The 24,309-nt window shown below is 62.4% G+C and carries 23 protein-coding genes and 1 riboswitch; of the genes, 15 read left to right on the forward strand and 8 right to left on the reverse strand.

Translation table 11 applies throughout. From position 1 onward, the window contains the following. Positions 1-366: 366 nt before the first annotated feature. The 3 genes from J1W56_RS08335 to J1W56_RS08345 all read left to right on the forward strand — a co-directional run bounded on the left by J1W56_RS08335 (position 367) and on the right by J1W56_RS08345 (position 1,498). Positions 367-786, forward strand: a complete 420-nt coding sequence (locus J1W56_RS08335; RefSeq protein WP_223612838.1) for a carboxymuconolactone decarboxylase family protein — start codon at positions 367-369, stop codon at positions 784-786. After that, positions 783-1,130, forward strand: coding sequence for a hypothetical protein (locus J1W56_RS08340; protein WP_223612839.1), 348 nt, complete (start codon positions 783-785; stop codon positions 1,128-1,130). The genes J1W56_RS08335 and J1W56_RS08340 overlap by 4 nt, the downstream gene beginning before the upstream one ends. Positions 1,131-1,360: 230 nt before the next feature. After that, positions 1,361-1,498, forward strand: coding sequence for a hypothetical protein (locus tag J1W56_RS08345; protein WP_203117525.1), 138 nt, complete (start codon positions 1,361-1,363; stop codon positions 1,496-1,498). A gap of 322 nt (positions 1,499-1,820) precedes the next feature. Here the strand turns inward: J1W56_RS08345 and mmsB are convergent, their stop codons facing one another. After that, positions 1,821-2,711 carry a 3-hydroxyisobutyrate dehydrogenase gene (gene mmsB / locus J1W56_RS08350; protein WP_223612840.1) on the reverse strand — a complete coding sequence of 297 codons (891 nt, stop codon included), beginning with the start codon at positions 2,709-2,711 and terminating at the stop codon, positions 1,821-1,823. A 48-nt stretch (positions 2,712-2,759) separates the two neighbouring features. Further along, positions 2,760-3,926, reverse strand: coding sequence for an isobutyryl-CoA dehydrogenase (locus J1W56_RS08355; RefSeq protein ID WP_223612841.1), 1,167 nt, complete (start codon positions 3,924-3,926; stop codon positions 2,760-2,762). A gap of 119 nt (positions 3,927-4,045) precedes the next feature. Between J1W56_RS08355 and J1W56_RS08360 the strand changes: the two genes are divergently transcribed. From J1W56_RS08360 to cobO, 5 genes are all read left to right on the forward strand, one after another. Beyond that, positions 4,046-5,524 carry a cobyric acid synthase gene (locus J1W56_RS08360; protein WP_223612842.1) on the forward strand — a complete coding sequence of 493 codons (1,479 nt, stop codon included), beginning with the start codon at positions 4,046-4,048 and terminating at the stop codon, positions 5,522-5,524. 152 nt (positions 5,525-5,676) lie between these two features. Next, a riboswitch (cobalamin riboswitch) is annotated at positions 5,677-5,910 on the forward strand. A 162-nt stretch (positions 5,911-6,072) separates the two neighbouring features. Then, the gene (cobU, locus tag J1W56_RS08365; RefSeq protein WP_223612843.1) at positions 6,073-6,597 is read left to right on the forward strand and encodes a bifunctional adenosylcobinamide kinase/adenosylcobinamide-phosphate guanylyltransferase; all 525 of its coding nucleotides are present in this window, start codon (positions 6,073-6,075) and stop codon (positions 6,595-6,597) included. 4 nt (positions 6,598-6,601) lie between these two features. Then, on the forward strand, positions 6,602-7,657 hold the full coding sequence (cobW, locus tag J1W56_RS08370; RefSeq protein WP_223612844.1) for a cobalamin biosynthesis protein CobW: 1,056 nt from the start codon (positions 6,602-6,604) through the stop codon (positions 7,655-7,657). A 14-nt stretch (positions 7,658-7,671) separates the two neighbouring features. Then, positions 7,672-11,403 carry a cobaltochelatase subunit CobN gene (cobN, locus tag J1W56_RS08375; RefSeq protein WP_223612845.1) on the forward strand — a complete coding sequence of 1,244 codons (3,732 nt, stop codon included), beginning with the start codon at positions 7,672-7,674 and terminating at the stop codon, positions 11,401-11,403. Positions 11,404-11,429: 26 nt separating this feature from the next. Then, on the forward strand, positions 11,430-12,068 hold the full coding sequence (gene cobO / locus J1W56_RS08380) for a cob(I)yrinic acid a,c-diamide adenosyltransferase (protein WP_223612846.1): 639 nt from the start codon (positions 11,430-11,432) through the stop codon (positions 12,066-12,068). 22 nt (positions 12,069-12,090) lie between these two features. On the opposite strand, the gene J1W56_RS08385 is transcribed toward cobO, so the two are convergent. Next, the gene (locus tag J1W56_RS08385; protein WP_223612847.1) at positions 12,091-12,882 is read right to left on the reverse strand and encodes a TSUP family transporter; all 792 of its coding nucleotides are present in this window, start codon (positions 12,880-12,882) and stop codon (positions 12,091-12,093) included. Positions 12,883-13,056: 174 nt separating this feature from the next. On the opposite strand from J1W56_RS08385, the gene J1W56_RS08390 reads away from it, so the two are divergent. From J1W56_RS08390 to cobM, 3 genes are read left to right on the forward strand one after another with little or no spacing between them, the layout of a single operon-like run. Further along, positions 13,057-13,485 carry a tellurite resistance TerB family protein gene (locus J1W56_RS08390; protein WP_223612848.1) on the forward strand — a complete coding sequence of 143 codons (429 nt, stop codon included), beginning with the start codon at positions 13,057-13,059 and terminating at the stop codon, positions 13,483-13,485. Continuing rightward, a complete protein-coding gene (locus J1W56_RS08395) occupies positions 13,485-13,889 on the forward strand; it encodes a cobalamin biosynthesis protein (RefSeq protein ID WP_223612849.1) in 405 nt (134 codons plus the stop codon). Before J1W56_RS08390 ends, J1W56_RS08395 begins: the two co-directional genes overlap by 1 nt. A gap of 3 nt (positions 13,890-13,892) precedes the next feature. Beyond that, positions 13,893-14,654 (forward strand): precorrin-4 C(11)-methyltransferase, encoded by a 762-nt coding sequence (cobM, locus tag J1W56_RS08400; RefSeq protein WP_223612850.1) that lies wholly within the window; start codon positions 13,893-13,895, stop codon positions 14,652-14,654. Between the two features lie 46 nt (positions 14,655-14,700). Here the strand turns inward: cobM and J1W56_RS08405 are convergent, their stop codons facing one another. Together J1W56_RS08405 and J1W56_RS08410 are read right to left on the reverse strand one after the other, a co-directional pair. After that, entirely contained in the window at positions 14,701-15,447 is a 747-nt protein-coding gene (locus tag J1W56_RS08405) for a cobalt-precorrin-6A reductase (RefSeq protein ID WP_223612851.1), read from the reverse strand. Beyond that, positions 15,434-16,549 (reverse strand): cobalt-precorrin-5B (C(1))-methyltransferase, encoded by a 1,116-nt coding sequence (locus J1W56_RS08410; protein WP_223613467.1) that lies wholly within the window; start codon positions 16,547-16,549, stop codon positions 15,434-15,436. Before J1W56_RS08410 ends, J1W56_RS08405 begins: the two co-directional genes overlap by 14 nt. An 80-nt stretch (positions 16,550-16,629) precedes the next feature. Between J1W56_RS08410 and cobA the strand changes: the two genes are divergently transcribed. Genes cobA through cbiB form a run of 4 tightly spaced genes read left to right on the forward strand, consistent with a single transcriptional unit; the run spans position 16,630 to position 20,811 of the window. Further along, on the forward strand, positions 16,630-17,499 hold the full coding sequence (cobA, locus tag J1W56_RS08415; RefSeq protein ID WP_404928111.1) for a uroporphyrinogen-III C-methyltransferase: 870 nt from the start codon (positions 16,630-16,632) through the stop codon (positions 17,497-17,499). Next, positions 17,496-18,794 carry a cobyrinate a,c-diamide synthase gene (locus J1W56_RS08420; protein WP_223612852.1) on the forward strand — a complete coding sequence of 433 codons (1,299 nt, stop codon included), beginning with the start codon at positions 17,496-17,498 and terminating at the stop codon, positions 18,792-18,794. The genes cobA and J1W56_RS08420 overlap by 4 nt, the downstream gene beginning before the upstream one ends. Continuing rightward, entirely contained in the window at positions 18,794-19,804 is a 1,011-nt protein-coding gene (gene cobD / locus J1W56_RS08425; protein ID WP_223613469.1) for a threonine-phosphate decarboxylase CobD, read from the forward strand. Before J1W56_RS08420 ends, cobD begins: the two co-directional genes overlap by 1 nt. Positions 19,805-19,833: 29 nt before the next feature. Next, on the forward strand, positions 19,834-20,811 hold the full coding sequence (gene cbiB / locus J1W56_RS08430) for an adenosylcobinamide-phosphate synthase CbiB (protein WP_223612853.1): 978 nt from the start codon (positions 19,834-19,836) through the stop codon (positions 20,809-20,811). Here cbiB and J1W56_RS08435 read toward each other — a convergent pair. Genes J1W56_RS08435 through J1W56_RS08445 form a run of 3 tightly spaced genes read right to left on the reverse strand, consistent with a single transcriptional unit; the run spans position 20,808 to position 24,234 of the window. Next, the gene (locus J1W56_RS08435; RefSeq protein WP_223612854.1) at positions 20,808-22,436 is read right to left on the reverse strand and encodes an ABC transporter ATP-binding protein; all 1,629 of its coding nucleotides are present in this window, start codon (positions 22,434-22,436) and stop codon (positions 20,808-20,810) included. The genes cbiB and J1W56_RS08435 overlap by 4 nt on opposite strands. After that, positions 22,433-23,290 carry an ABC transporter permease gene (locus J1W56_RS08440; RefSeq protein WP_223612855.1) on the reverse strand — a complete coding sequence of 286 codons (858 nt, stop codon included), beginning with the start codon at positions 23,288-23,290 and terminating at the stop codon, positions 22,433-22,435. Before J1W56_RS08440 ends, J1W56_RS08435 begins: the two co-directional genes overlap by 4 nt. Then, on the reverse strand, positions 23,287-24,234 hold the full coding sequence (locus tag J1W56_RS08445; RefSeq protein ID WP_223612856.1) for an ABC transporter permease: 948 nt from the start codon (positions 24,232-24,234) through the stop codon (positions 23,287-23,289). Before J1W56_RS08445 ends, J1W56_RS08440 begins: the two co-directional genes overlap by 4 nt. Between the last annotated feature and the right edge of the window lie 75 nt (positions 24,235-24,309).

The raw sequence follows: 24,309 nt of genomic DNA on the forward strand, positions 1-24,309 counted from the left end.
TGCCATTTGGCATCCTTATCGCATCAGAATGCAATGGTTTCATTGAATTAATGAGGTATATCGCGACAGCACCTGTCGATATAACGACGCGGGAAAACCAATTGTGAAGCCGAATGTCACAATGTTCATGGGGGTAGTGTAACAAGCCGGATGATGAAAGATCAATGCTTTAGGCGATTTTTCTTCATTAATTCATTCACTGCGGTGCGGTTTTTCCCGGTTTTACTGGCTCTAAGCGCCGGATTTTCCCGTGAAGGAATTCCAATGGACTTTCCCTGGTCTTCCGCCGCAATCTGGGTTTCAACCGCCCGCCATCCGGCGTTTCCGGATGGCTGTTTGCCAGGCTCCAACGCACGGGAAAGCACGATGACCGACCCAACCATTGTTCCGATGATCGAGTATGAACAGGCCGATGCCGCCGTGCGGGCGGTCTATGACGACATCATGCACACGCGCGGGACGGACTGGATCAACAATTTCTGGAAGGTGCTGGCCAATGACCCGAAACTGCTCAAGCGCACGTGGGAGAGCCTGAGGGAAGTCATGGCGCCCGGTGCGCTCGATCCGCTGGTCAAGGAGATGATCTATATCGCCGTTTCCGCCACCAACAATTGCGACTATTGCAGCTGGTCGCACACGGCCTCCGCACGCGCAAAGGGCATGACGGATCCGCAGCTGATGGAACTTCTTGCGGTTGTCGGCATGGCCAATGAAACCAATCGGCTCGCAAACGGTTTAAAACCGCCGGTCGATACCGCGTTCAAACCAAAAGGGTCCAAAGCATGAAATCTCCGACGAAGCGCCGTACACCCGTTCATGACATGCAGATGGCATCGATGGTGATCGCCATGCGCCTGCCGATGATGATGCTGGAGGGGATGACGGAGACGTCTTCCAAGCCGGAATCCACCCGGGCCGTGTCCGAAAAAATGGCGGCGGTGACGGACGGTGTCGTCGCGGCGCAGCTGTCGGTGATCAATTCGGCAGCGACCTTCTGGCTGGATGTGTGGAGCGGCAAGTCACCCGCCGCCATCGCCCAGGCGACCATCGATAAAGCGACACAGGCGGCCCTCCGGCCCGGCCGTAAAACGCTGCGGGCCAATTACAAGCGTTTGAGCGGCGCAGGCTGAATTAAGGCAGGTTTTCGGCTTTTCTATCCGCGCCATCGTTGATTTTGCTGGTGTTTCCGTGGGAACGCCAGCAATTGCGGCAGCAGGGATGCGGTTTCAGCATGGCTGCCATGCAAATTTGCACGGGTCGTTGCTGTAAATGCGACATGCCATGGCGAAAAAACGTGATCAAACTTTAGGCAAAAAGCGCATTTGAGCGGCAACAAACGTTTTTACCCTCAGGTGCCCAAATGCTTTACATCTTCAATCGCAACAATCGCGTCCACATTGCCTGGAATGCCACGGAAAAGCGCAATGCGCCATCCGGCAATGCCAGGAGCGGCATCGCGTCGGCGGTTTCCTTCATCTGGACCCGTTCGGCCGGCTGATCGTCCACGCATCGGACTATTCCGGAAACCGCTGTCCTGTCAGGGCGGCGGTTTTTCTTTGTGCTGTTGTCTGATGAAGACCCAAGTCAAAAACCGCCCTGTCCGTGAGGAACAGTGCGGTTTTTTGCCAAGTTACGCATGGCTTTCTGCCGTACAATACGCTGGCAGAAATTACAGCCCCGGTACGCAGTACCTGATCCGGAGCATGGAGCAGGGTCTTGTCCGCTCCATGCAAAGTTTTAACCGGACATCGTTACCGCGAGGTTAGCGAGACCTTAAACAAATCTAAATTTTGAAAATTTCCCGGCTTTTCGCGGCGCGGTCAGCCTTCACGCGTGGCCTCGCGCAGGTAATTGATGATGCCGGAGAAGTCCGAACCTTCGTTCCCGGCGGCGCCGAAGGCCGCATAGATTTCTTCGGCGTGCTGGCCGAGCGGTGTCGCGGCACCGACACTTTTGGCGGCTTCCTGTGACAGCTTCAGATCCTTCAGCATCAGGGCGGCGGCAAAGCCCGGCTTGTAGCCGTTGTTGGCCGGGGATGTCGGCACGGGGCCGGGGACCGGGCAATAGGTGGTCAGCGACCAGCACTGGCCTGACGAGGTCGAAGCGACGTCGAACAGCGCCTGATGCGACAGGCCGAGTTTTTCAGCCAGGGTGAAGGCTTCGCTGACACCGATCATGGAAATGCCGAGGATCATGTTGTTGCAGATCTTGGCGGCCTGACCGGCGCCCGGCTCGCCGCAATGGACGATCCGGCCTGCCATGGGTTTCAGGATTGGTTCGGCAACAGTGAATGCATCAGCCGCACCGCCCACCATGAAGGTCAGGGTTCCCGCCGCCGCGCCGCCGATGCCGCCGGAGACCGGAGCGTCGACCGAGAGCAGGCCATGGGTTTTGGCGATCTCGTGCGCCTTGCGGGCGGAATCCACATCGATGGTCGAGGAATCGATGAGCAACGCGCCCGGTTTGGCTTTTCCGGCAATCTCCGCATAGACGGACAGGACGTGCTTGCCCGCCGGCAGCATGGTGATGACGACATCGGCATCCGCAACGGCGGCAAGCGCGCTTGCCGCGATGCTCACGCCGTTGGCTTTGGCGGTTGCGAGATTGTCCGGCAGGAGGTCAAAACCCAGCACCGTATGGCCTGCCTTGACCAGATTGGCGGCCATGGGGTTGCCCATATGGCCAAGACCGATAAAAGCGACTGTCGTCATCGCAGCATTCTCCCTGATAGTGTTCCCGTGTGTCGGATGCGGTGTGATTCAGCGGCCCATCATCGAGCGGGAAATGATCACCCGCATGATTTCATTAGTGCCTTCCAGAATCTGGTGGACGCGCAGGTCGCGCACCAGCTTTTCCACGCCGTAATCGTGCAGGTAGCCGTAGCCGCCATGGATCTGCAGGGCGTCATTGGCGACGTTGAAGCCGGTATCGGTGACGAAGCGCTTGGCCATGGCCGACCATTTCGATGCATCATGCGCCTTGCGGTCGAGTTTTGACGCGGCGGTGTAAAGCAGGACGCGGGCGGCGGACAGTTCCGTTTCCATATCCGCCAGCTTGAACTGCAGCGCCTGGAACTGATTGATCGCCTTGCCGAACGCCTTGCGCTCGGACGCATAGGTCACAGCCTTGTCGAGGGCTGACTGGGCGCCACCGAGCGAGCAGGCGGCAATGTTGAGGCGCCCGCCATCAAGCCCGCCCATGGCGATCTTGAAGCCATCGCCTTCCGCCCCGAGGCGGTTTTCCACGGGAACGCGGCAATTGTCGAAAATCACCTGCCGGGTGGACTGGGCATTCCAGCCCATCTTGTGTTCATTGGCACCGAAAGACAGGCCGGGCGCATCCTTCGGGATGATCAGGGTCGAAATGCCCTTCGGGCCATCCTCGCCGGTACGCACCATGGTGACGTAAAGGTCGGTATCGCCGGCGCCTGATATGAACTGCTTGGCGCCGTTGAGGACATAGTGGTCGCCGTCGCGCACTGCGCGGGTCTTGAGGGCGGCGGCATCCGAGCCGGAATTGGGCTCGGTCAGGCAATAGCTCGCCAGCCATTCCATCGAGGTCAGCTGCGGCACGAAGCGCTGGCGCTGTTCGTCATTGCCGTAGAGATCGATCATCCATGTCGCCATGTTGTGGATCGAGATGAAGGCGGAGAAGGCCGGGCAGGCGGCAGACAGGGCCTCGAAGATCAGCACCGCATCAAGGCGTTTCAGTCCCGAACCGCCGAATTCTTCCTTGGTGTAGATGCCGCCCATGCCGAGCGGACCGGTCTCGCGAATCACATCGGCGGGAAAATGCTTGTCCCGGTCCCAGGCCAGCGCGTTCGGCGCCACGCGGTCCGCCGCGAAGGCGCGCGCCATGTCCTGAATCGCCAGCTGATCCTCATTGAGTTCGAACTGGCCGGACGCCGTATCAACGACCGCATCCATGATAACCTCCCTGTATTCCTCTTGATTTCCACTCTATCGCAAGCGCCGGGCCGCGCAACGATTCAGATAGGTTTTGCCGGGGGCTAGGAAGAGAAAGACATATCCGCTACTCAAAGCCCATGACGCACGCAATCATGTTGCAGGGAACAGGGTCAGATGTTGGTAAATCCGTCCTGGTGGCCGGACTTTGCCGGCTTGCGCGCAACCGCGGATTGACGGTCCGGCCGTTCAAACCGCAGAACATGTCGAACAATGCGGCGGTCAGCGACGATGGCGGCGAGATCGGGCGGGCGCAGTGGCTGCAGGCCGTCGCCTGCGGCGTGCCGTCCTCGGTGCACATGAACCCGGTGCTGCTGAAGCCGCAATCGGAGACCGGCAGCCAGATCATCGTGCAGGGCAAAGTCTGGGGCCAGGCCAAGGGGCGCGATTACCAGACATTCAAGGCGCAGCTGCTCGACGCGGTCATGGCGTCGTGGGACATTGTCCGTGAGGGCGCCGATCTGGTCATCGTCGAGGGGGCGGGGTCTCCCGCCGAAATCAACCTGCGGGCGGGCGATATCGCCAATATGGGCTTTGCCATCCGCGCCAATGTTCCCGTGGTTCTGGTCGGCGATATCGATCGCGGCGGGGTGATCGCCTCGCTCGTCGGCACCCATGCGATCCTGCAGCGGGAAGACCGGGAGATGATTGCCGGCTATATCATCAACAAGTTTCGCGGCGACGTCTCGCTGTTCGATGACGGCCTGAAAGCCATAACGCAGTTTACCGGCTGGCCGTCTTTCGGCGTGGTGCCATGGCTGAAGGACGCGGCGCGGCTGCCGGCCGAGGATTCCGTCGTGCTGGAGCGTCTGGTGAAGGGCGGGGGCCGGGCGCTGAAGATCGCCGTGCCGGTGCTCGACCGCATCGCCAATTTCGACGATCTCGACCCGCTGATGGCCGAACCGCAGGTGGATGTGGTGATGGTGCGCAGCGGCGAGCGGCTGCCTGCCGATGCGGGACTGGTCATCATTCCGGGGTCCAAATCCACCATCGGCGACCTCCTGCGCTTCCGCGAGAACGGCTGGGACAGGGATCTCGATCTGCACCGGCGGCGCGGCGGCCATATCATCGGCATATGCGGCGGTTTCCAGATGCTCGGCCGGACCGTGCGCGATCCCGACGGCATCGAGGGCAGCGTGACGGAGACGGCAGGGCTCGGGCATCTCGATATCGATACGGTGATGGAGCCGGAAAAGACCGTGCGCAACGTGGCGGCGCAATCGCTGCCGTTCGATCTGCCGCTCGATGGCTACGAGATTCATCTGGGCCGGACCACCGGCCCGGACTGTTCGCGCCCCGCGGTGCGCATCAACGGCGTCAACGACGGTGCCATATCGGCGGACGGCAAGGTATTCGGCACCTATCTGCACGGGCTTTTCGGGGCGGACCGGTTTCGCGCCGCGCTTCTGGGCACGATGGGCATTGCCGCTGAAACATTCGACTACAAGGCCGGGGTGGACGCCGCGCTGGATAGTATCGCCGCCGAGCTTGAAACAGTGCTGGATGTGGATGCGCTGCTTGCATGTGCCGCGGTGCGTGGTTCGACAAGCTCACCATGAGGGGGATGGGTGGGCTGCAATGCTAATCGCGGAGATTGCAGAACATGGCTCCCTGCAATCCTCCACCTCCCTCATGGTGAGCTTGTCGAACCACCCACTACTCCCTGAGCAAACCGTGCGGATTCCATTGACATTTCCCGTGGGGGGTGAATAACGTCCCAGCCATGATTGGTTCCCATATTGGCCAAAGGCCAAGGGATCAAAAGGGAATGCGACGGTTGTACCCTCAAGGGCGACCCCACCGCAGCCGACCCCGCGACTGTAGAGCGGCGAGGATCAATGCAAAGCCTGACGCATATGCAGACGGCAGCCACTGGGAAACCGGGAAGGCGGCATTCATCCTGTGACCCGCGAGCCAGGAGACCTGCCAGTCATAGAGCGTTTCCCAGGAAACGCTCGGGGCAATCCTGCCCAAGAACCGAAGGGTCGTGTCCCTTCAGGCCCAGCACGGAGGTTGTTATGGCTGCTCGCATTGTATACGCGCTCGTTTCCCCGCCCGCATTCCGCTTGATCGTACCTGACGGATCATCGCGATTGCAGTGACGGCGATGCCCCAGCTGAATCACGGCGTGACGTTCATTCTCGGCGGTGCCCGCTCGGGCAAGTCCAGCTTTGCCGAAGGCCTGATCATGGCTTCCGGCCTTGAACCCGTTTATGTCGCAACCGGCAGGTCCTGGGATGAGGAAATGTCAGTCCGCATCGACCTGCACAAGGCGCAGCGCGGTTCATCCTGGCACACCATCGAAGAACCGCTCGATCTGGTGGACACCCTGCAGGGGGTTGCAGCCGAAGGAAAAGCGATCCTTGTCGATTGCCTGACGCTCTGGCTGACCAATCTGATGATGGCCGAGCGCGATATCACCGCCGAGACACGGCAGCTCGTGCAAGTGCTGCCGAAACTTCAAGGCTCGATCGTTCTGGTTTCGAACGAAGTGGGTCTCGGTATCGTACCGGAGAACCGCATGGCGCGCGATTTTCGCGACCATGCCGGACGTCTCCATCAGGCCGTGGCGCAGGCCGCGGCAACAGTCTATTTCGTGGCAGCCGGGCTGCCGCTCACCATGAAGGGATAGGAATATGCAGGGTCAGAAGATTCCAGCAACGGTCATCACCGGTTTTCTCGGTTCGGGAAAAACCACGATGATCCGCAATCTGCTCGAAAATGCCAATGGCAAGCGCATCGCACTCATCATCAATGAATTCGGTGATCTCGGCGTCGATGGCGGCCTGCTCAAGGGCTGCGGCATCGAAGCCTGTCGCGACGAGGATGTGATCGAATTGAACAATGGCTGCATCTGCTGCACCGTGGCCGATGATTTCATCCCGACCATGACCAAGCTGCTCGACCGTCCGGACCGTTTTGACCATATCGTCATTGAGACGTCAGGCCTTGCATTGCCGCAGCCGCTGGTTGCAGCCTTCAACTGGCCGGAGATCAAGACGCAGGTGACGGTTGACGGTGTCGTCACCGTGATCGACGCTTCCGCCGTGTCCGAAGGCCGCTTTGCCGATGACCACGACAAGGTGGATGCTCAGCGCATCCAGGACGAATCGCTCGACCATGACAGCCCGCTTGAAGAACTGTTCGAGGATCAGATCCGTGCCGCCGACCTGATCGTGCTGAACAAGAGCGACCTGATCACCGACAAGCAGCTGGAAGGTGTGCGCGGCGATGTGCAGAGCCGCTCTTCGCGCTCGCTCAACATGGTATCGGCCAGCTTCGGCAAGCTCAGCAATGAATTGCTGCTTGGTCTCGGCGTCGGCACCGAAGAGGACATCGCCAACCGCAAGTCGCACCATGAAATGGAACATGAAGCGGGTGAAGAGCACGACCATGACGAGTTCGAGAGCTTTGTTGTCGGGCTTGGTCCGGTGGCCGAACCCAAAAATTTTGTCGAGAAGCTGAAGGCCGTGATTGCCGATCACGATATCCTGCGCCTGAAAGGCTTTGCCGATGTTCCCGGCAAGCCCATGCGGCTGGTGGTGCAGGCTGTCGGCACGCGCATCGAGCATTACTTCGACCGTGCGTGGAACCCGGGCGAGGAACGGCAGACCCGTCTCGTCGTCATCGGACTGCACGATATCGACAATGATGCCATCACATCGGCGGTAACCGCCGCTGCCGCTGCCTGACGATAGGATATTGAATGCATCTCCTGCTTGCCCAGAAAGGCACCATCGCTGAAGGCACCGAGGCCATCGACCTCGGCCAGACACCGGGAGATGTGCTGTTCCTGTCCGCGGCCGATACGGAACTGGCGAGCCTTGCCGCCGCACGGCGGCAGGGCGATGGTGCAGTTTCGCTGCGCCTTGCCAATATGATGAGCCTGTCGCACCCGATGTCCGTCGATGCCTATGTCGAGCGGACAGCGCGGCATGCCAGGCTGATCGTCGTCCGGGTGATCGGCGGCGAGAGCTACTGGCCCTATGGCCTCGAAGCGCTGCATGCCTGCGCCGTCAATCACAAGGTGCAGCTTGCGGTGCTGCCGGGGGACGACAAGCCCGATCCGGGGCTCGACCGGTTTTCGACGGTCGCCCGGCATGATCGCGATGCGCTCTGGCATTATCTGCTGGAGGGCGGGGCGCAGAATGCCCAGCGCTTCCTCGATTATTGTGCAGCCCTGATTTCTTCGGGTGAAAAGCCGCAGGAGGCGGCGCCTCTGCTCAAGGCCGGGTTGTGGTGGCCCGGCAATCCAGCACCGTCGCTGGACGCGATGCGGCGTGACTGGACGGACGGCGCGCCTGTCGTTGCCATCTGCTTCTACCGGGCGCTGGTGCAGAGCGGCCAGACAGAGCCCGTTGCGGCGCTTCTCGATGCGTTGCGTGCCAAGGGGCTCAATCCGCTGCCGGTGTTCGTTTCCAGCCTGAAAGACCCGGTTTCCATCGCGACGCTGGAGAGCATTTTTGCCGAAGCGCCGCCCGCCGTGGTGTTGAATGCCACGGGGTTTGCCGTGTCTGCACCCGGTTCGGCGCGCAAGCCGACCGTGCTTGAACATGACGGCGCGATGGTGCTGCAGGTTATCTTTTCCGGCTCCAGCGTAGAGCAGTGGCGCCTGTCGGATCAGGGGCTTTCCGCGCGCGACCTGGCGATGAATGTTGCCCTGCCTGAGGTGGATGGCCGGGTTTTGTCGCGCGCTGTGTCGTTCAAGTCGGCGCAGCATTTCGACGAGGCGGTGCAGGCCAATATCGTCATGCATGAACCGCAGGCCGACCGTGTCGCCTTCGTTGCCGATCTCGCGGCGAACTGGGCGCGCCTGCGCACGGGCAAACCGAATGAGCGCCGCGTTGCGCTTGTCATGGCGAACTATCCCAACCGGGACGGGCGGCTTGGCAATGGCGTCGGGCTCGACACCCCCGCGGGCACTTGGCAGGTGCTGAAATCCATGCGCGATGCCGGATACGATATCGCCGATATGCCCGCCGATGGCGAAGCGCTGATCAACCATCTGATGGCCGGGCCGACCAATGCGGCCAGTGACATCAGCGCCATCCGCGAAACCATTTCGCTCAATCAATACAACAGCTTCTTTCAATCGCTTCCCCAGGTGATTCAGGAGAAGGTCACGGCGCGCTGGGGTGCGCCGGATGGTGATCCGTTCTTCCTCGATGCGGCGCGCGGCTTTGCGCTGCCGCTCAGCCGGTTCGGCGCGGTGCTGGTCGGCATCCAGCCGGCACGCGGCTACAATATCGATCCGAAGGACACCTATCATTCGCCCGATCTGGTGCCGCCGCATGGCTATCTCGCCTTCTATGCCTATCTGCGCGGTGTCTACGATGCGCATGCCATCGTGCATGTGGGCAAACACGGCAATCTCGAATGGCTGCCGGGTAAATCGCTGGCATTGTCGGAAACCTGTTTCCCCGAGGCGGTGCTGGGGCCGGTGCCGCATATCTATCCGTTCATCGTCAATGATCCGGGCGAGGGCACGCAGGCGAAGCGCCGCTCCGCCGCCGTCATCATCGATCACCTGACACCGCCGCTGACCCGGGCCGAGAGCTATGGCCCACTGAAAGATCTGGAAGCGCTGGTCGACGAATATTACGAGGCATCCGGCGTTGATCCGCGCCGGCTTGTGCGGCTAAAGGTGCAGATTCTTGATCTCGTCCGCGATATCGGTCTCGACAGCGATGCGGGCATTCACGATCACGATCCCGACGATCTCGCCCTGCAAAAGCTCGATGCCTATCTCTGCGACCTCAAGGAAATGCAGATCCGCGACGGCCTGCATATTTTCGGCCTGTCGCCGGAGGGGCGCCTGCTCACCGATCTGGTGGTCGCTCTGGCACGGGTGCCGCGCGGTTCGGGTGTTGGCGCCGACCAGAGCCTGCAGCGCGCCATCGCCGCTGATCTCGGCTTTGCCGGTTTCGATCCACTGGATTGCGACATGGCTGCGCCATGGAGTGCGGAACGGCCTGCAATTCTCAACGCGGTCACCGACGAGCCATGGCGCATTGCCGGCGATACGGTGGAGCGCATCGAGTTGCTGGCGGCAAAGCTGGTGGCTGGTGAAACCGCTTGCCCTGCTGATTGGCAGGCGACGCAAACGGTTCTGGACGGCATTCGCACGACCCTGCATCCGGCTGTGATGGCCTGCGGCGCAGCCGAAATGGCGGGGCTCATGACCGCGCTGAACGGGCGTTTTGTGGCGCCGGGACCCTCCGGCGCGCCGACGCGCGGACGTCCTGACGTTCTGCCGACCGGCCGCAATTTCTTTTCCGTCGACAGCCGCGCCGTACCGACACCCGCCGCATGGGAACTCGGGCAGAAATCAGCGGAACTCCTGATTCGCCGCTATACGCAGGATCATGGGGAGTGGCCGACCTCGCTGGGGCTGACCGCCTGGGGCACGTCGAACATGCGCACCGGCGGCGATGATATTGCGCAGGCGCTGGCCCTGATCGGGGTCAAACCGGTCTGGGACATGGCCTCGCGGCGCGTCACCGGATACGAGATCATTCCGCCTGCCGTGCTAGGCCGTCCGCGCGTCGACGTGACCTTGCGCATCTCCGGCTTTTTCCGCGATGCTTTTCCGGACCAGATTGCACTGTTCGACACGGCGGTGCGGGCGGTCGGCGCCTTGCCTGAAGACGCGGAAGACAATCCCATCGCGCTGCGCATGCATAGCGAGCAGGCCCGGCTTGTGGCTGAGGGAGCCGATGAAAAGACGGCGAAGCAGCGGGCGGGCTTTCGCGTGTTCGGTTCAAAGCCCGGTGCCTATGGTGCCGGCCTGCAGACGCTGATCGACGAAAAGGCCTGGGACAAGCGCGACGACCTTGCCGAGGCATGGCTGGTCTGGGGCGGCTATGCCTATGGTGCGGGTGAGGAGGGCAAGGCCGAGCGCGGTCTTCTCGAAGAGCGCCTGCGCACCGTCGAGGCCGTGGTGCAGAATCAGGATAACCGCGAGCATGACCTGCTCGATTCCGACGATTACTACCAGTTCGAAGGCGGGATGTCGGCGGCGGTCGAGCAGCTGTCCGGCGAGCGCCCGACCATTTATCACAATGATCATTCGCGTCCGGAAAAGCCTGTCATCCGCACGCTCGAGGAAGAGATCGGGCGAACCGTGCGCGGCCGCGTGACCAATCCGAAGTGGATCGCCGGGGTAATGCGCCATGGCTATAAGGGTGCCTTTGAGATGGCGGCAACGGTCGACTATCTCTTCGCCTTTGCCGCCACGACAGGCGCTGTCCGCAACCATCATTTCGAAGCGGTCTATCAGGCGTTCCTGATGGACGAGGATGTGCGGACATTCCTGAAAGACAAGAACCCGCATGCGCTGCGGGATATCGCCGAAAAGCTGGAGGAGGCCGTGCAGCGCGGCTTCTGGACCCCGCGCTCGAACTCGGCGCGCTATGAACTCGGCAAGCTTGCCGCCTGAGACAATGATTCGGAAGGAGACGCCAAATGGCTGAAAAATCACAGAAACTGTTGAACCTGACCGAAGAGGAAGTCAACGCGCGCCACGCCGACAAGATGCGCAAGAAGAAGGCCGTGCGCGACAAGATCCTTGCCACCAAGACCGATGAAAAGGGCCTGGTCATCGTCAACACCGGCAAGGGCAAAGGCAAGTCGACCGCCGGTTTCGGCGTCGTGTTTCGGGCGCTCGGCCACGGCATGAAGATCGGCGTGATCCAGTTCGTCAAGGGATCATGGGATACGGGCGAGCGCTGGGTTCTGGAGAAATTCCCCGAGCAGGTGACCATCTCGGCCATGGGCGAGGGTTTTACCTGGGAAACGCAGGACCGCGCCCGCGATATCGCCATGGCCCGGGATGCCTGGGAACAGGCGAAGACAATGATCCTCGATGACGAAACCGATCTTGTCCTGTGCGATGAACTCAATATCGCGCTGCGCTACGACTATCTGCCGGTGGAGGAAATCATCGATGTGCTCAAGCAGAAGCCGCACATGAAGCACGTGATCATCACCGGGCGCAATGCCAAGGACGAACTGATCGAGTTTGCCGATCTCGTCACCGAGATGGAAATGATCAAGCATCCGTTCCGTTCCGGCATCAAGGCGCAGAAGGGCATCGAGTTTTAAAGGCGATGTTCATGCCACGCTGCTAAAACAGCGTGGCGAGCCACAGGCGGATCGGATTGCTCGGGTCCAGAAGCAGCTTTGTCGCCAGCGCCAAACAGACGATCACCAGCAGCGGCTTGATGATTTTTGCGCCGTTCTTCATCGCCAGCCCCGCGCCGACCCGCGCGCCGATGAACTGGGCGACACCCATGCACAGGCCGACCTTCCAGTTGATGACGCCGAGAAAGGCGAAGGTGGTGAAGCCGCCGAGATTGGAGGCGAGGTTGAGCAGTTTCGTGTGGGCCGTTGCCTTCAGCAGGCCGTAACCGGCCAGCGAGACAAAACTGAGCATGAAGAACGAACCGGCGCCGGGTCCGAACACGCCGTCGTAAAATCCGATCAGCGGAACGATCGCGAGACCGAACAGGAACGGCGTCATCCGATGGGCGCGGTCGATATCGCCCATGTTGGGCTTCAGGGCAAAATACAGCGCGATGGTGATCAATAGGACCGGCAGGAAGGCGCGCAGGAGATCGCCGGGCAGAAAGCCGGCAAGGAGGGCACCCGCCACCGCACCGAGGAATGACATGAACGCCGATGGAAGCTGCTTCTTCAGGTTCACATGGCCCTTTTGGGCATAGGCTATGGTTGCCGAGGTGGAACCGAACAGCGATTGCAGCTTGTTGGTCCCCAGCGATTCCACCGGCGAGAGGCCGGCCAGAAGCAGGGCCGGAACGGTGATCAGGCCGCCACCTCCAGCAATGGAATCGATGAAACCGGCGGCAAAGCCGGCAAGGATCAGAAGTACGGGAACATTGTCGAAGAAGGCGGGCATGGCGGGAGACTCTTTGAGAATGCGCCGGACCATAGAGGGAATTTCGGCTTTGGCGAGAACATTTCAATGCTGAGTCGATCCGCTTGTGCGAATCGCATTCTAGTGTGTTGTTTGCGCACTTGAATTCAGCCGCCGGGGCTGCGATCTATCGCGTGACGACAGTTTGGGGGTACAATGAGCGAGAGCATCTTTGATCGCATCACCGCATTTCTTGGCGCAAAGAGTGCCGTGCAGAAGGTTGCCGATGATCCGGTCCTGACGGCGGAGCTCCTGCTTCTGATGCATGTGGCGCTGGCTGACGGCAAGACCGAAAAGTCGGAATATGCGGCAATCCTGCGCATTGCCTCCAATGATTTTGGCATTGCTCCCGACGAATTCGGCGAAGTGGCGGCCTATCTGAAGGATTTCGGCTACGAAACCTCCAGTGAGCAGGCGGCGCTGGCTTTTGCCGACGTGCCGTTCGAGCGCAAGGTCATGCTGCTGCGGCACCTGCTGACGATTGCCAATGCCGATGACGATCTCGATCCGAAGGAAGCCAATCTCATCCGCCGCACGGCCGATCTTTTGGGCGTGACGCCGGAAGAGCTTCACAAGCAGCATTGATGGTTGAAGAGCCGGAGAGCGCAGCCCGTTACACGCTGGGCCTTGGATGCGAGCGGGGATGCGATCCGGCGGAACTGCGCGGCCTTGCCGAGTCGGTCCTGCGTGCGGGCGGAGTAAAGCCCGGCGATCTTGCGGGCATCCATTCCCTCGATGCGCGCGCGGGTGAACCGGCGATGATTCAGCTTGCCGCGCTTTGGCAATTGCCATTCCTGTGCTTCGATGCGCCAACCCTGGAACGGGAAACGCCCCGCCTTGCCAATCCGTCCCGGCGTGTCTTCGAACTGACAGGCAGCCACGGCGTCGCGGAAGCAGCAGCGCTTGCCGCTGCGGGACCGGACGGCGCGCTGGTGATCGGTAAGACAAAATCCGCCCATGCAACGGCTGCCTTGGCAAGAAAGAGATAGACAATGACGGTTCATTTTATTGGTGCCGGGCCCGGCGCCCCCGATCTCATCACCGTGCGTGGCCTGAAACTGATCCAGTCCTGCCCGGTCTGCCTTTATGCGGGATCGCTGGTGCCGCCGGAAATGGTTGCCGAAGTGCCGGAGGGCGCGCGCGTTGTCGATACGTCTTCGCTGACGCTGGACGAGATCATCGCCGAATGCGAGCGGGCGCATGCGGAAGGCAAGGATGTGGCGCGGGTGCATTCCGGCGATCCATCGATCTATGGCGCGGTGGCCGAGCAGATGCGCCGGCTCGATGCGCTCGGCATCGACTATGACGTGACGCCGGGGGTTCCGGCCTTTGCCGCCGCCGCCGCTGCGCTGAAAAAGGAACTGACGGTTCCCGAGGTGTGCCAGACCATCATTCTCACGCGCACCTCGATGAAGTCCTCGACCATGCCGGAAGGCGAGGATCTCGTGACATTGGGCAAATCCGGCGCGACGCTTGTCATTCACCTCTCCATCCGCAACCTCCAGCGGATCGAGACCGATCTTGTGCCGCTCTACGGCGCCGATTGCCCCGTCATCGTGGCCTACCGCGTCGGCTGGCCGGACGAGCAGTTCATTCACGGCACGCTGGCGGATATTGCCGGAAAAGTGCGGGAGTCGGGCCTGACGCGCTCGGCCATGATCTTTGTCGGCAAGGGCCTGTCAGCGGATGCGTTCCGCGATTCCGCGCTTTACCACAAGGATCACAGCCACACCTTGCGGTCACGCTCGGAGTGACAGGCATTAAGGGGGGCGTTAAATCCTACAAACAACACCTTTGCCGCTAGCTCAGCGTTTCCTCAATAAACCGCAGAACGCCTGATGTGTCGGGCAGGGTGTGACCGGCGGGGCGGTGCGGCCGCTCGATCATGATGACGGGCAAGCCAAGTTCGCGCGCCGCGGCGATCTTGGCATAGGATGCCGCGCCGCCGGAGTTGCGGCAGACGATATGGGTGAGGCGCTTGCGGGTGAGAAACACGGCTTCCTCATCCTTCTTGCCCGGCTTGGACAGTTCCAGCTCGAAATCATGCAGGTTGAGCGGCGTTTCCGGCGGATCGATCATGCGCACGACGAAGTACACGTCGCTTCGTCTGGAGAAGGGTGCGATGTGCTGGCGGCCGAGCGCCAGCAATATCCGGGCCTTTGCGGGAATGGCGGAAACCGCTTCTTCAAGGCTTGTGACGCTGGTCCAGGCATCCCCAGGCTTGCGCTGCCAGTCCGGCCGTTCCAGCCGGACGAAGGGAACGCCCGTGGCATCCGCCGCCGCACGCGCATTGTCCGATATCTGCGTGGCGAAGGGGTGGGTCGCATCGACGAGCAGGGCGATGTTTTCCCTGCGGATATAGGCGGCAAGGCCGTCCGCGCCGCCAAAACCGCCGGTGCGCACTTCACCCTCGATCTTGCCGGGATTGCTGGTGCGGCCGGCGAGCGATGAGATTGTCCGATAGCCACGGGCGACAAGCGCGGCGGCAAGCTTGACCGCTTCCGCCGTGCCGCCGAGGATGAGCACAGGACGATCAGAGGCGGGCAAGGATTGTCCCCTTGCGGTCGGTCACGATTATTTCCACCTCGACAGGCGCACCCCTGAGGGTGGCGAGCGCCACGGCCTTGGCTTTTTCGGCGATGGACTTCGGCAGGTCGATGCCAAGCCCTTGAGTCATTTCAAGCACTTCCTGCGCGGTGTTGGCATTCAGAATCCGCTCCCTCATATCCTTGTCGAATCCAAGCTTTTCCGCTTCATCCGCCAGAAATGCCATGCTGACCTGGCTGCGGGCGGAGTGCAGGTCGAGCGCGCCCTGCGCCAGCTTGGTCAGCTTGGCAAAGCCGCCCGCGATGGTCAGCCTGTCGATGGGATGAACCCGCAGATATTTGAGCAGTCCGCCGGCGAAATCGCCCATGTCGAGCAGCGCGATATCTGGCAGATTGTAGATCGCCTGCGCCGCATCTTCCGAGGTCGATCCTGTCGCCGCCAGAACGTGTGTGAGCCCGGCGGCGCGGGAAACATCGATGCCGCGATGGATCGAGTGTATCCATGCCGCGCAGGAAAACGGGTGGACGATGCCCGTCGTGCCGAGAATGGAGATGCCGCCGATGATGCCGAGACGCGGGTTCCAGGTTTTCTTCGCCAGTTCCTCGCCTTCCGGCACGGAGATGGTCACGACAAGATCGGCGGGCAGGTCGTACTGGGCGCAGATTTCCTCGCAGATGGCGGTCATCATGGCGCGCGGGACGGGGTTGATGGCGGCTTCCCCCGGCTGGATCGGCAGGCCCGGCAGGGTGACGGTGCCAACGCCTTCGCCTGCGACAAACTGAATACCGCTGCCGGGAGCGGCGGGATGGACCGTGGAGATGATGGTGGCGCCATGGGTAACATCAGGGTCATCCCCGGCATCCTTGACGATCCCGGCAATGGCATAGCCGTCGCCGATTGATTCGAGTGCCAGCGGAAAATGCGGGACCTCGCCCTTCGGCAGGATGATGGCGACCGGATCGGGAAATTCACCCGTGATCAGTGCAATCAGCGCGGCCTTGGTTGCGGCGGTCGCACAGGCGCCCGTGGTCCAGCCCCGGCGCAGGGGAGCAGGGTTGGCATCGTCTGGTTTTCGCAATCCGGCATCGGGTTCGTCGCTCATGCGCGTCTTATAGACCAGCTTGGGATAGAGTTGCATGATTTTTCCGATAAGTTCATGCTTGCGATGCGGAAAATTATGCTATGCGCGATGCAACAGATACGGGGAGCGCGATGAGCGCAGTGACGTCAAAATTGCCGAAGTTCGAAACGGGTCATGTCTGGCTTGTCGGGGCCGGGCCGGGTGATCCCGGGCTGTTGACGCTGCATGCGGTCAATGCGCTCGAACAGGCCGATGCCATTGTCTATGACGCGCTGGTCAACGAGGAATGCCTTTCCTTTGCCCGTGCGGACGCGGAACTCGAATATGCCGGAAAGCGCGGCGGCAAACCTTCGCCGCAGCAGCGCGATATCTCATTGCGTCTGGTGGAACTGGCCAAGGCCGGCAAGCGGGTGCTGCGCCTGAAGGGCGGTGATCCCTTCGTCTTCGGCCGGGGCGGCGAGGAAGCGCTGACGCTGGTCGAGCATGGCATTCCCTTCCGCATCGTGCCGGGAATCACCGCCGGTATCGGCGGGCTCGCCTATGCGGGCATTCCGGTGACCCACCGCGAGACCAACCAGAGCGTGACCTTCCTGACCGGACACGACGCCACGGGCCTCATTCCCGATACGATGGACTGGGCGAGCATCTCCAAGGGTTCGTCCGTCATCGTCATGTACATGGCGATGAAGCATATCGGCGTCATTGCCGCCAAGCTGATGGCGGCGGGCCGCGCGAAGGACGAACCCATGGCCTTTGTCTGTAATGCCACGACGGGCGCGCAGACAGTGCTGGAAACAACCCTTGCGCAGGCCGAGGACGCTGTGGAACAGGCGGGACTGCGCCCGCCCGCCATCGTTGTCATCGGCGAGGTGGTGCGCCTGCGCAATGCGCTCGACTGGCTGGGGGCACTGGACGGGCGTGTGCTGCAGGTCGATCCGCTGGGAACACGCCGCGAAAAGGATGCGGGATGAAGGGCTTTGTCATCGCCGCCCCGGCATCGGGAAGCGGCAAGACCACGGTAACGCTGGGTTTGCTGCGCGCGCTGCGCGATGGCGGCGTGAAAATCGCGCCGGCCAAGGCGGGTCCCGACTATATCGATCCGGCCTATCACAGCGTTGCCAGCGATGTGCCCTGCATCAATCTCGATCCCTGGGCGATGCGGCCCGACCTGATCAGCGCCCTGGCATCGCGTCATGCGGAAGGCGGCAAGACGCTGGTGGTCGAGGGCATGATGGGGCTTTTCGACGGTGCGCTGGACGGCAAGGGATCCGCCGCAGATCTTGCCGTGCGCCTGTCGCTGCCGGTCATTCTGGTGCTCGACTGCGCAAAGCAGTCGCATTCGATTGCCGCCGTGGTCAGTGGCTTCCGGGATTTCCGCCGCACGCTGATGATCGCCGGGCTGGTGCTCAACCGCGTCGGCAGCGCCCGGCACGAGGCCATGCTGCGCGCCGCGCTGCAGCCGGTCGGCATTCCGGTTCTCGGCGCCATTGCGCGCGACCCGAGGCTGCATCTGCCGGAGCGCCACCTCGGGCTGGTGCAGGCGGGGGAACATTGCGCGCTCGATGCGTTCATGGCCCATGCGGGCGAGGTCATGGGGAGGCAGATCGATCTTGCCGCGCTGCAGCAGATCGCCGGGCGTCTGGGTCCCGTCGCCTCCATGGCCAATATTGCGCGCGTGCCGCCGCTCGGCCAGCACATTGCAGTGGCCCGCGACAACGCCTTTGCCTTTTCCTACCTGCATCTGCTCGATGGCTGGCGCCGCCGCGGTGCGCAGATCAGCTTCTTTTCGCCGCTGAACGACGAAGCCCCGGCAGCGGACAGCGATGCGGTCTATCTGCCCGGCGGCTATCCCGAACTTTATGCGGAACAGCTGGCGACGGCTGCCAATTTTACCGCCGGTATCCGCCAGGCGGCGCAGCGCGGCATCCCGATCTACGGGGAATGCGGCGGCTACATGGTGCTGGGCGAAAGCATCGAGGACGCCGCCGGAAAAACCCATGGCATGCTCGGCCTGCTGCCGTTGCAGACCAGCTTTGCCGAGCGCCGGATGCATCTGGGCTACCGCCGGATCGAGCCGCTGGCGGCTTCGCCGTTTCCGTTTCCCTTCACCGCGCATGAATTCCACTATGCCAGCATTGTGCGCGAAGGGGACGCCGCGCGGCTGTTTCGCGTCCGCGATGCGCTGGGCGAAGATCTCGGCGAGGCGGGCCTGCGGGTCGGCTCGGTATCGGGTTCCTACATGCACATGATCGATATGGCCGGATGATGCAGATTGAGCATGGCGGCGCGCTTGATCGCGCCATAAGCCGGTTTGGCGGGCGGCGTGAAGACTGGATTGACCTGTCCACCGGCATCAATCCGGAGGTCTTTCCGCTGCCATCCATTCATCCGGACGTGTGGAACCGTTTGCCCGATGAAAACCTGCTGGCAGCGGCGCTCGAGGCAGCCCGTGTTTACTACGGCGCCTTGGCGGGTACAGGCATTGCCGCGGCGCCCGGCACGCAGGCGCTGATCCAGATCATACCGGATCTGACGGATCGCGGCGAGGTGGCGATCGTCGGTCCGACCTATCAGGAGCACCAGTCCTCGTTCGAACGGGCGGGCTGGACGGTGACACCGTGCGCCGACGTCTCGGGCATTCCGCCGTCGGCCAGGGTCGCCGTCATCGTCAATCCCAACAATCCGGATGGCCGCATTGTCGCAAAGGACACGCTGATTGCGCTTGCCGGGACATTGCAGGCACGGGGCGGTTTCCTGATCGTCGATGAAGCCTTTGCCGATCCGCATCCCGAAACGAGCATTGCCGCGCAGTGCGGTCAAAATGGGCTGATCGTGCTCAAATCGTTCGGCAAGTTCTTCGGCCTTGCCGGCCTGCGGCTCGGCTTCGCCCTGACCAGCCCGCCGCTCGCGGCGAAGCTGACGCAGCGCATGGGGCCGTGGGCCGCCTCCGGTCCGGCGCTGGCGATTGCCCGGCACGCCTTTACCGACACGTCAGCGCTTGCCGCTTTCAGCGCCCGGCTGACCCGGCGGCGCAAGCTCCTCTCCGCGGTTTTTTCCGGGGTCGGCCTGAAGGAAATCGCCGGCACCGATCTGTTTGCGCTGGTCGAGCACAGGCGCGCCCATGCCCTGTTCGAGGCCCTGTGCGCGCAGCACGTGCTGGTGCGCAAATTCGCCTATGCACCGCAGTGGTTGCGCTTTGGCCTGCCACTGGATGAGAATGACGCAGAGACATTCCGGCAGCGTGCCGTTATAGCAATGGACGCTGTGCGAAGCTGAGATTTTGAATCAACGGGATCGAATCATCCATGGAAATCAACCTTTTGATTCTGTTTCTTGCCCTCTTGGCGGACCGTTATGTCGGCGATCCCGACTGGTTGTGGCAGCGGGTGCCGCATCCCGTCGTGCTGTTCGGCAAAGCCATCGCCTTCATCGACAAGCGTTTCAACAGGGCTGGGCATACCGAGGAGGAAAAGCGCCGCAACGGTTTTCTCGCGATGCTTGCCCTGTTGCTTGTGGCGGCAGGTGTTGGCGTGCTGATCCATTGGGCGCTGACGATGATTCCGCCGTTCGGCGGGCTGATCGAAGCCCTGATCGTCGCGGTATTCCTGGCGCAGAAAAGCCTGGGCGAGCACGTCGCGCGGGTTGCCGATGCGCTGCGCAATGACGGGCTGGTGGGTGCGCGCCGTGCCGTGTCGATGATTGTCGGGCGCGATCCGCAGGTGCTCGACGAGGCGGCCATCACGCGCGCTGCGATTGAAAGCCTTGCCGAAAACACGTCAGACGGCATTATTGCTCCGGCCTTCTGGTTTGCACTGCTCGGCCTGCCGGGGCTTCTCGCCTACAAGATGCTGAACACCGCGGATTCGATGATCGGCCATCTCAATGACCGCCATCGCGACTTTGGCCGGTTCGCCGCCAAGCTGGATGATGTCGCCAACTGGATCCCGGCGCGCCTGACCGGATTGCTGATCGCTGCGGCCGCGTGGATCGTGCATGGCGGAAAAGCCGCAGCCCGTTCGTTCGACGTGATGATGCGCGATGCACGGCTGCATCGCTCGCCCAATGCCGGTTGGCCCGAGGCGGCCATGGCCGGGGCCATCGACGTGGCGCTTGCCGGACCGCGCATCTATGGCGGCGTGGTTGCCAACGAGCCGATGCTCAACGGGTCCGGCCACCGCGATGCCGGTGCGGCGCACATCGATGCGGCGCTGCGCGTCTACAGCGTCGCGACAGCACTTTTCATGGGCGTGCTGCTGGTCCTGTTTTTCCTTGGACTGTTTTAACCCTGCTCGGTGATCCGGCGAGCGAGGGCCTTGTGCAGGTCGGGTGAGGCCCGGACCAGTGCCCGGCCGGCTTCCGACAGCGGCTGGCGCAGGATTTCCTCGGTCTTGCCGCGCTCGACGATCTTTCCCTCGGACATCACCATGACCGTATCGGTGATGGCCCGCGCCACGGCAAGATCGTGGGTGATGAACAGATAGGCGATGCCCAGCCGGTCGTTGAGGTCGGCGAAGAGATCGAGAATCTGCGCGCGGATCGACACGTCGAGGGCGGATACCGGCTCGTCGGCGACGATGAGTTTCGGTTCGGTGATGATGGCGCGGGCAATGGCGAGCCGCTGGCGCTGGCCGCCGGAAAACTCGTGCGGATATTTGTCCTTGTCGGCGCGCGGGATGCCGACCCGCTCCAGTGCGCGGTGCACCCGGTCGCGCCGCTCGCCGTCGGACAATTCGCGGTCGAGCAGATAGAGCGGCTCCGCGATCAGGCGCTCGGCCTTGTGGCGTGGATTGAAGGAACCGTAGGGGTCCTGAAACACCACCTGCATGTTGCGCCGCACCGGGCGCAGATCGTCCGGCGTCAGCTTGTCGATGCGCCGCCCGGCGAAATGAATCTGGCCGTCGGTCGGCCGGTCAAGCGCCAGAACCATGCGGGCGAGGGTGGACTTGCCGCAGCCGGACCGCCCGACAAGGGCCGTGGACTGCCCCGGCTTGATATCGAAAGTGACATCGTCCACCGCCCGGAAATCCGGATCGCGGCCGAACAGTCCCTTGCGGCGGCCCGGATAGGTGCGCGTGAGGTTGCGGATCGCCAGCAACGGGCCATCCGGGGTTGCCAGGGTCAGGTGATGCGCCGTGCGCTCCGGTACATGCATGGAGGCCTGTGCCAGCTGGCGCGTATAGGGATGCGTCTGCTCGCTCAGGATCTGCGTGGTTTCGCCGGTATCCATGACCTCGCCATGCCGCAGCACGGTGATCGAATGGGCCATGCCCGCGACCACGGCGAGGTCGTGGCTGATCAGCAGCAGGCCCATCCGTTCCTCGTCGACGAGGCTTTGCAGGAGGTCGAGAATCTGCGCCTGCAGGACGACATCGAGTGCGGTGGTGGGTTCGTCGGCAATCAGCAGGCGCGGTTTGAGCGCGCAGGCGATGGCGATCACCACCCGCTGGCGCTGGCCGCCGGACAGTTCATGCGGATAGCGGCCGAGGGGGAATTTCGCCCCGGGCAGGCCGACCCGGTCGAGTATGGCGCGCGTCTGTTCCTCGGCGATGGCGCGGGTTGCGCCGGTGTGCAGCCTGATGCCTTCGGCCACCTGTTCGCCGATTGTCTTGACCGGGTTGAGGGCGGTCATCGGCTCCTGAAACACCATGCCGATCTCATTGCCGCGCAGGCGGCACATCTCCGCTTCGCTGGCTGTGAGCAGATCCTTGCCGCCGAAGTTGATTTGCCCGCCGGTCCGCGCGCCGCCCGGCAGCAGCTTCATGATGCTCAGCGCCGTCATGGATTTCCCCGAACCGGATTCGCCGACAAGCGCGCGGATTTCGCCTGTCCTCACCGAAAGGTCGATGCCTTTCAGGGCCTCGAACGCGCCGATGCGCAGGGTCAGTTTGCTGATTTCAAGCAGGTTCATGAACGCTCCCGCCGCATTTTCGGGTCGAGAACATCGCGCAGGCCATCGCCCAGAAGATTGAGCCCGAGCACGGTGATGACGATGGCGAGGCCGGGATAGAGCGCCATGTGCGGCGCCAGGCCGATCATGGTCTGCGCCTCGAACAGCATCCGCCCCCAGCTCGGCATGGGCGGCTGCGAGCCGAGGCCGACATAGGACAGGCCCGCTTCCGCCAGGATGCCGAGGGAGAACTGGATGGTGCCCTGTACCACAAGAATGTTCATCATGTTGGGCAGGATGTGTTCGATGGTGATGAGCAGGCTGCTCTTGCCTGCTGCGCGGGCGGCCAGAATATATTCGCGCGGCCACAGCGACAGCGCGGCACCGCGGGCGACGCGGGCGAAGACCGGAATGTTGAAAATACCGATGGCGATGATGGCGTTGATCGCGCCGGGGCCGAACACGGCCGTGATCATGACGGCGGAAAGCAGGGCCGGAAAGGCGAAGACGAGATCGTTGAAGCGCATCAGGGCTTCATCGATCATGCCGCTGCGGGCCGCTGCCCACAGGCCGAGCGGCACACCGATGCCGGCGCCGATGACGACGGACACAAAGGCCACGGCAATGGAATTGCGGCTGCCGACCATGATCATCGACAGGATATCGCGGCCGAAATGGTCAGTGCCAAGCCAATGGGCCGAGGATGACGGTTTGAGCTTGCCGAGAATGTCGAAGGAGCCGACGGCATAGGGTGTCCAGATGAAGGAGAGCGCTGCCATCAATGCCAGCAGGACCGTGATCGTCAGGCCGATGACGAAGGACCGGTTGGAAAAGGCCTTCGAGATGTTGGCCTGCCATTCCGTGGGTGCGCTCATGAGCGGCCCCGCAGGCGCGGATCGACCAGCGCATAGGAAAGATCGACCAGAAGGTTGACGACGATGACCGCGGCGACCAGCAGCATGACGACGCCCTGGACCACTATGAGATCGCGCTGGGTGATCGCCTGGAACACCAGGCGGCCCAGTCCGGGCAGGTAGAAGACATTCTCGATGATGATCGTACCGGCCAGCAGAAAGGCGAACTGCAGGCCGAGAATGGTCAGGACCGGGATCAGGGCGTTGCGCAGGGCATGGCGGTACAGCACCTTGCGGCGGGTGAGGCCCTTGGCGCGGGCCGTGCGGATATAGTCCTCGCCAAGCACGTCGAGCAGCGCGGAACGGGTGACGCGGGCAAGGATGGCGGCCTGCGGCAGGCCAAGCGCGATGGAGGGCAGGATCAGCGACTTGAACCCGGCCCAGACACCGGCATTCCAGCCGGGAAAGCCACCGGCGGGAACGAGGCGCAGGCTGACGGCGAAGACATAGACCAGCAGCAGCGCGAACCAGAAATTGGGAATGGCAACGCCGACCTGCGCAATCGCCATCGTGCCGCTGTCAGCCATCGTGCCGCGCCGCGACGCCGAGAACAGGCCGACAGGAATGGCGATGACTGTCGACAGGAACAGCGAAATCAGCGCCAGCGGCAGGGAAACGGCGATGCGTTCGGTGATGAGGTTCAGGACGGGAACCGAATAGGTATAGGATTTGCCGAAATCGCCGACGAGGAGCCCGCCGATCCAGCTGGCATAGCGGACGAGCAGGGGCTGGTCGAGCCCCATCTGCTGCTGCAGGGCCCGCACGGCTTCCTCGGTGGCGTTCATGCCGAGCATCAGCCGCGCCGGATCGCCGGGCACGACGTCCAGCACGATGAACACGACGATGGAAGCAGCCAGCAGCGTCAGGATGCCGATCAGAATTCGCTTCGATACGTAGTTCAGCATGGGCTCTTTGACCCTGGGTAGAGTTGCTTACCCCCCTCTGTCCTGCCGGACATCTCCCCCACAAGGGGGGAGATC

This window comes from Phyllobacterium calauticae, assembly GCF_019991125.1.
In the GTDB taxonomy this organism is placed as follows: domain Bacteria; phylum Pseudomonadota; class Alphaproteobacteria; order Rhizobiales; family Rhizobiaceae; genus Phyllobacterium; species Phyllobacterium calauticae.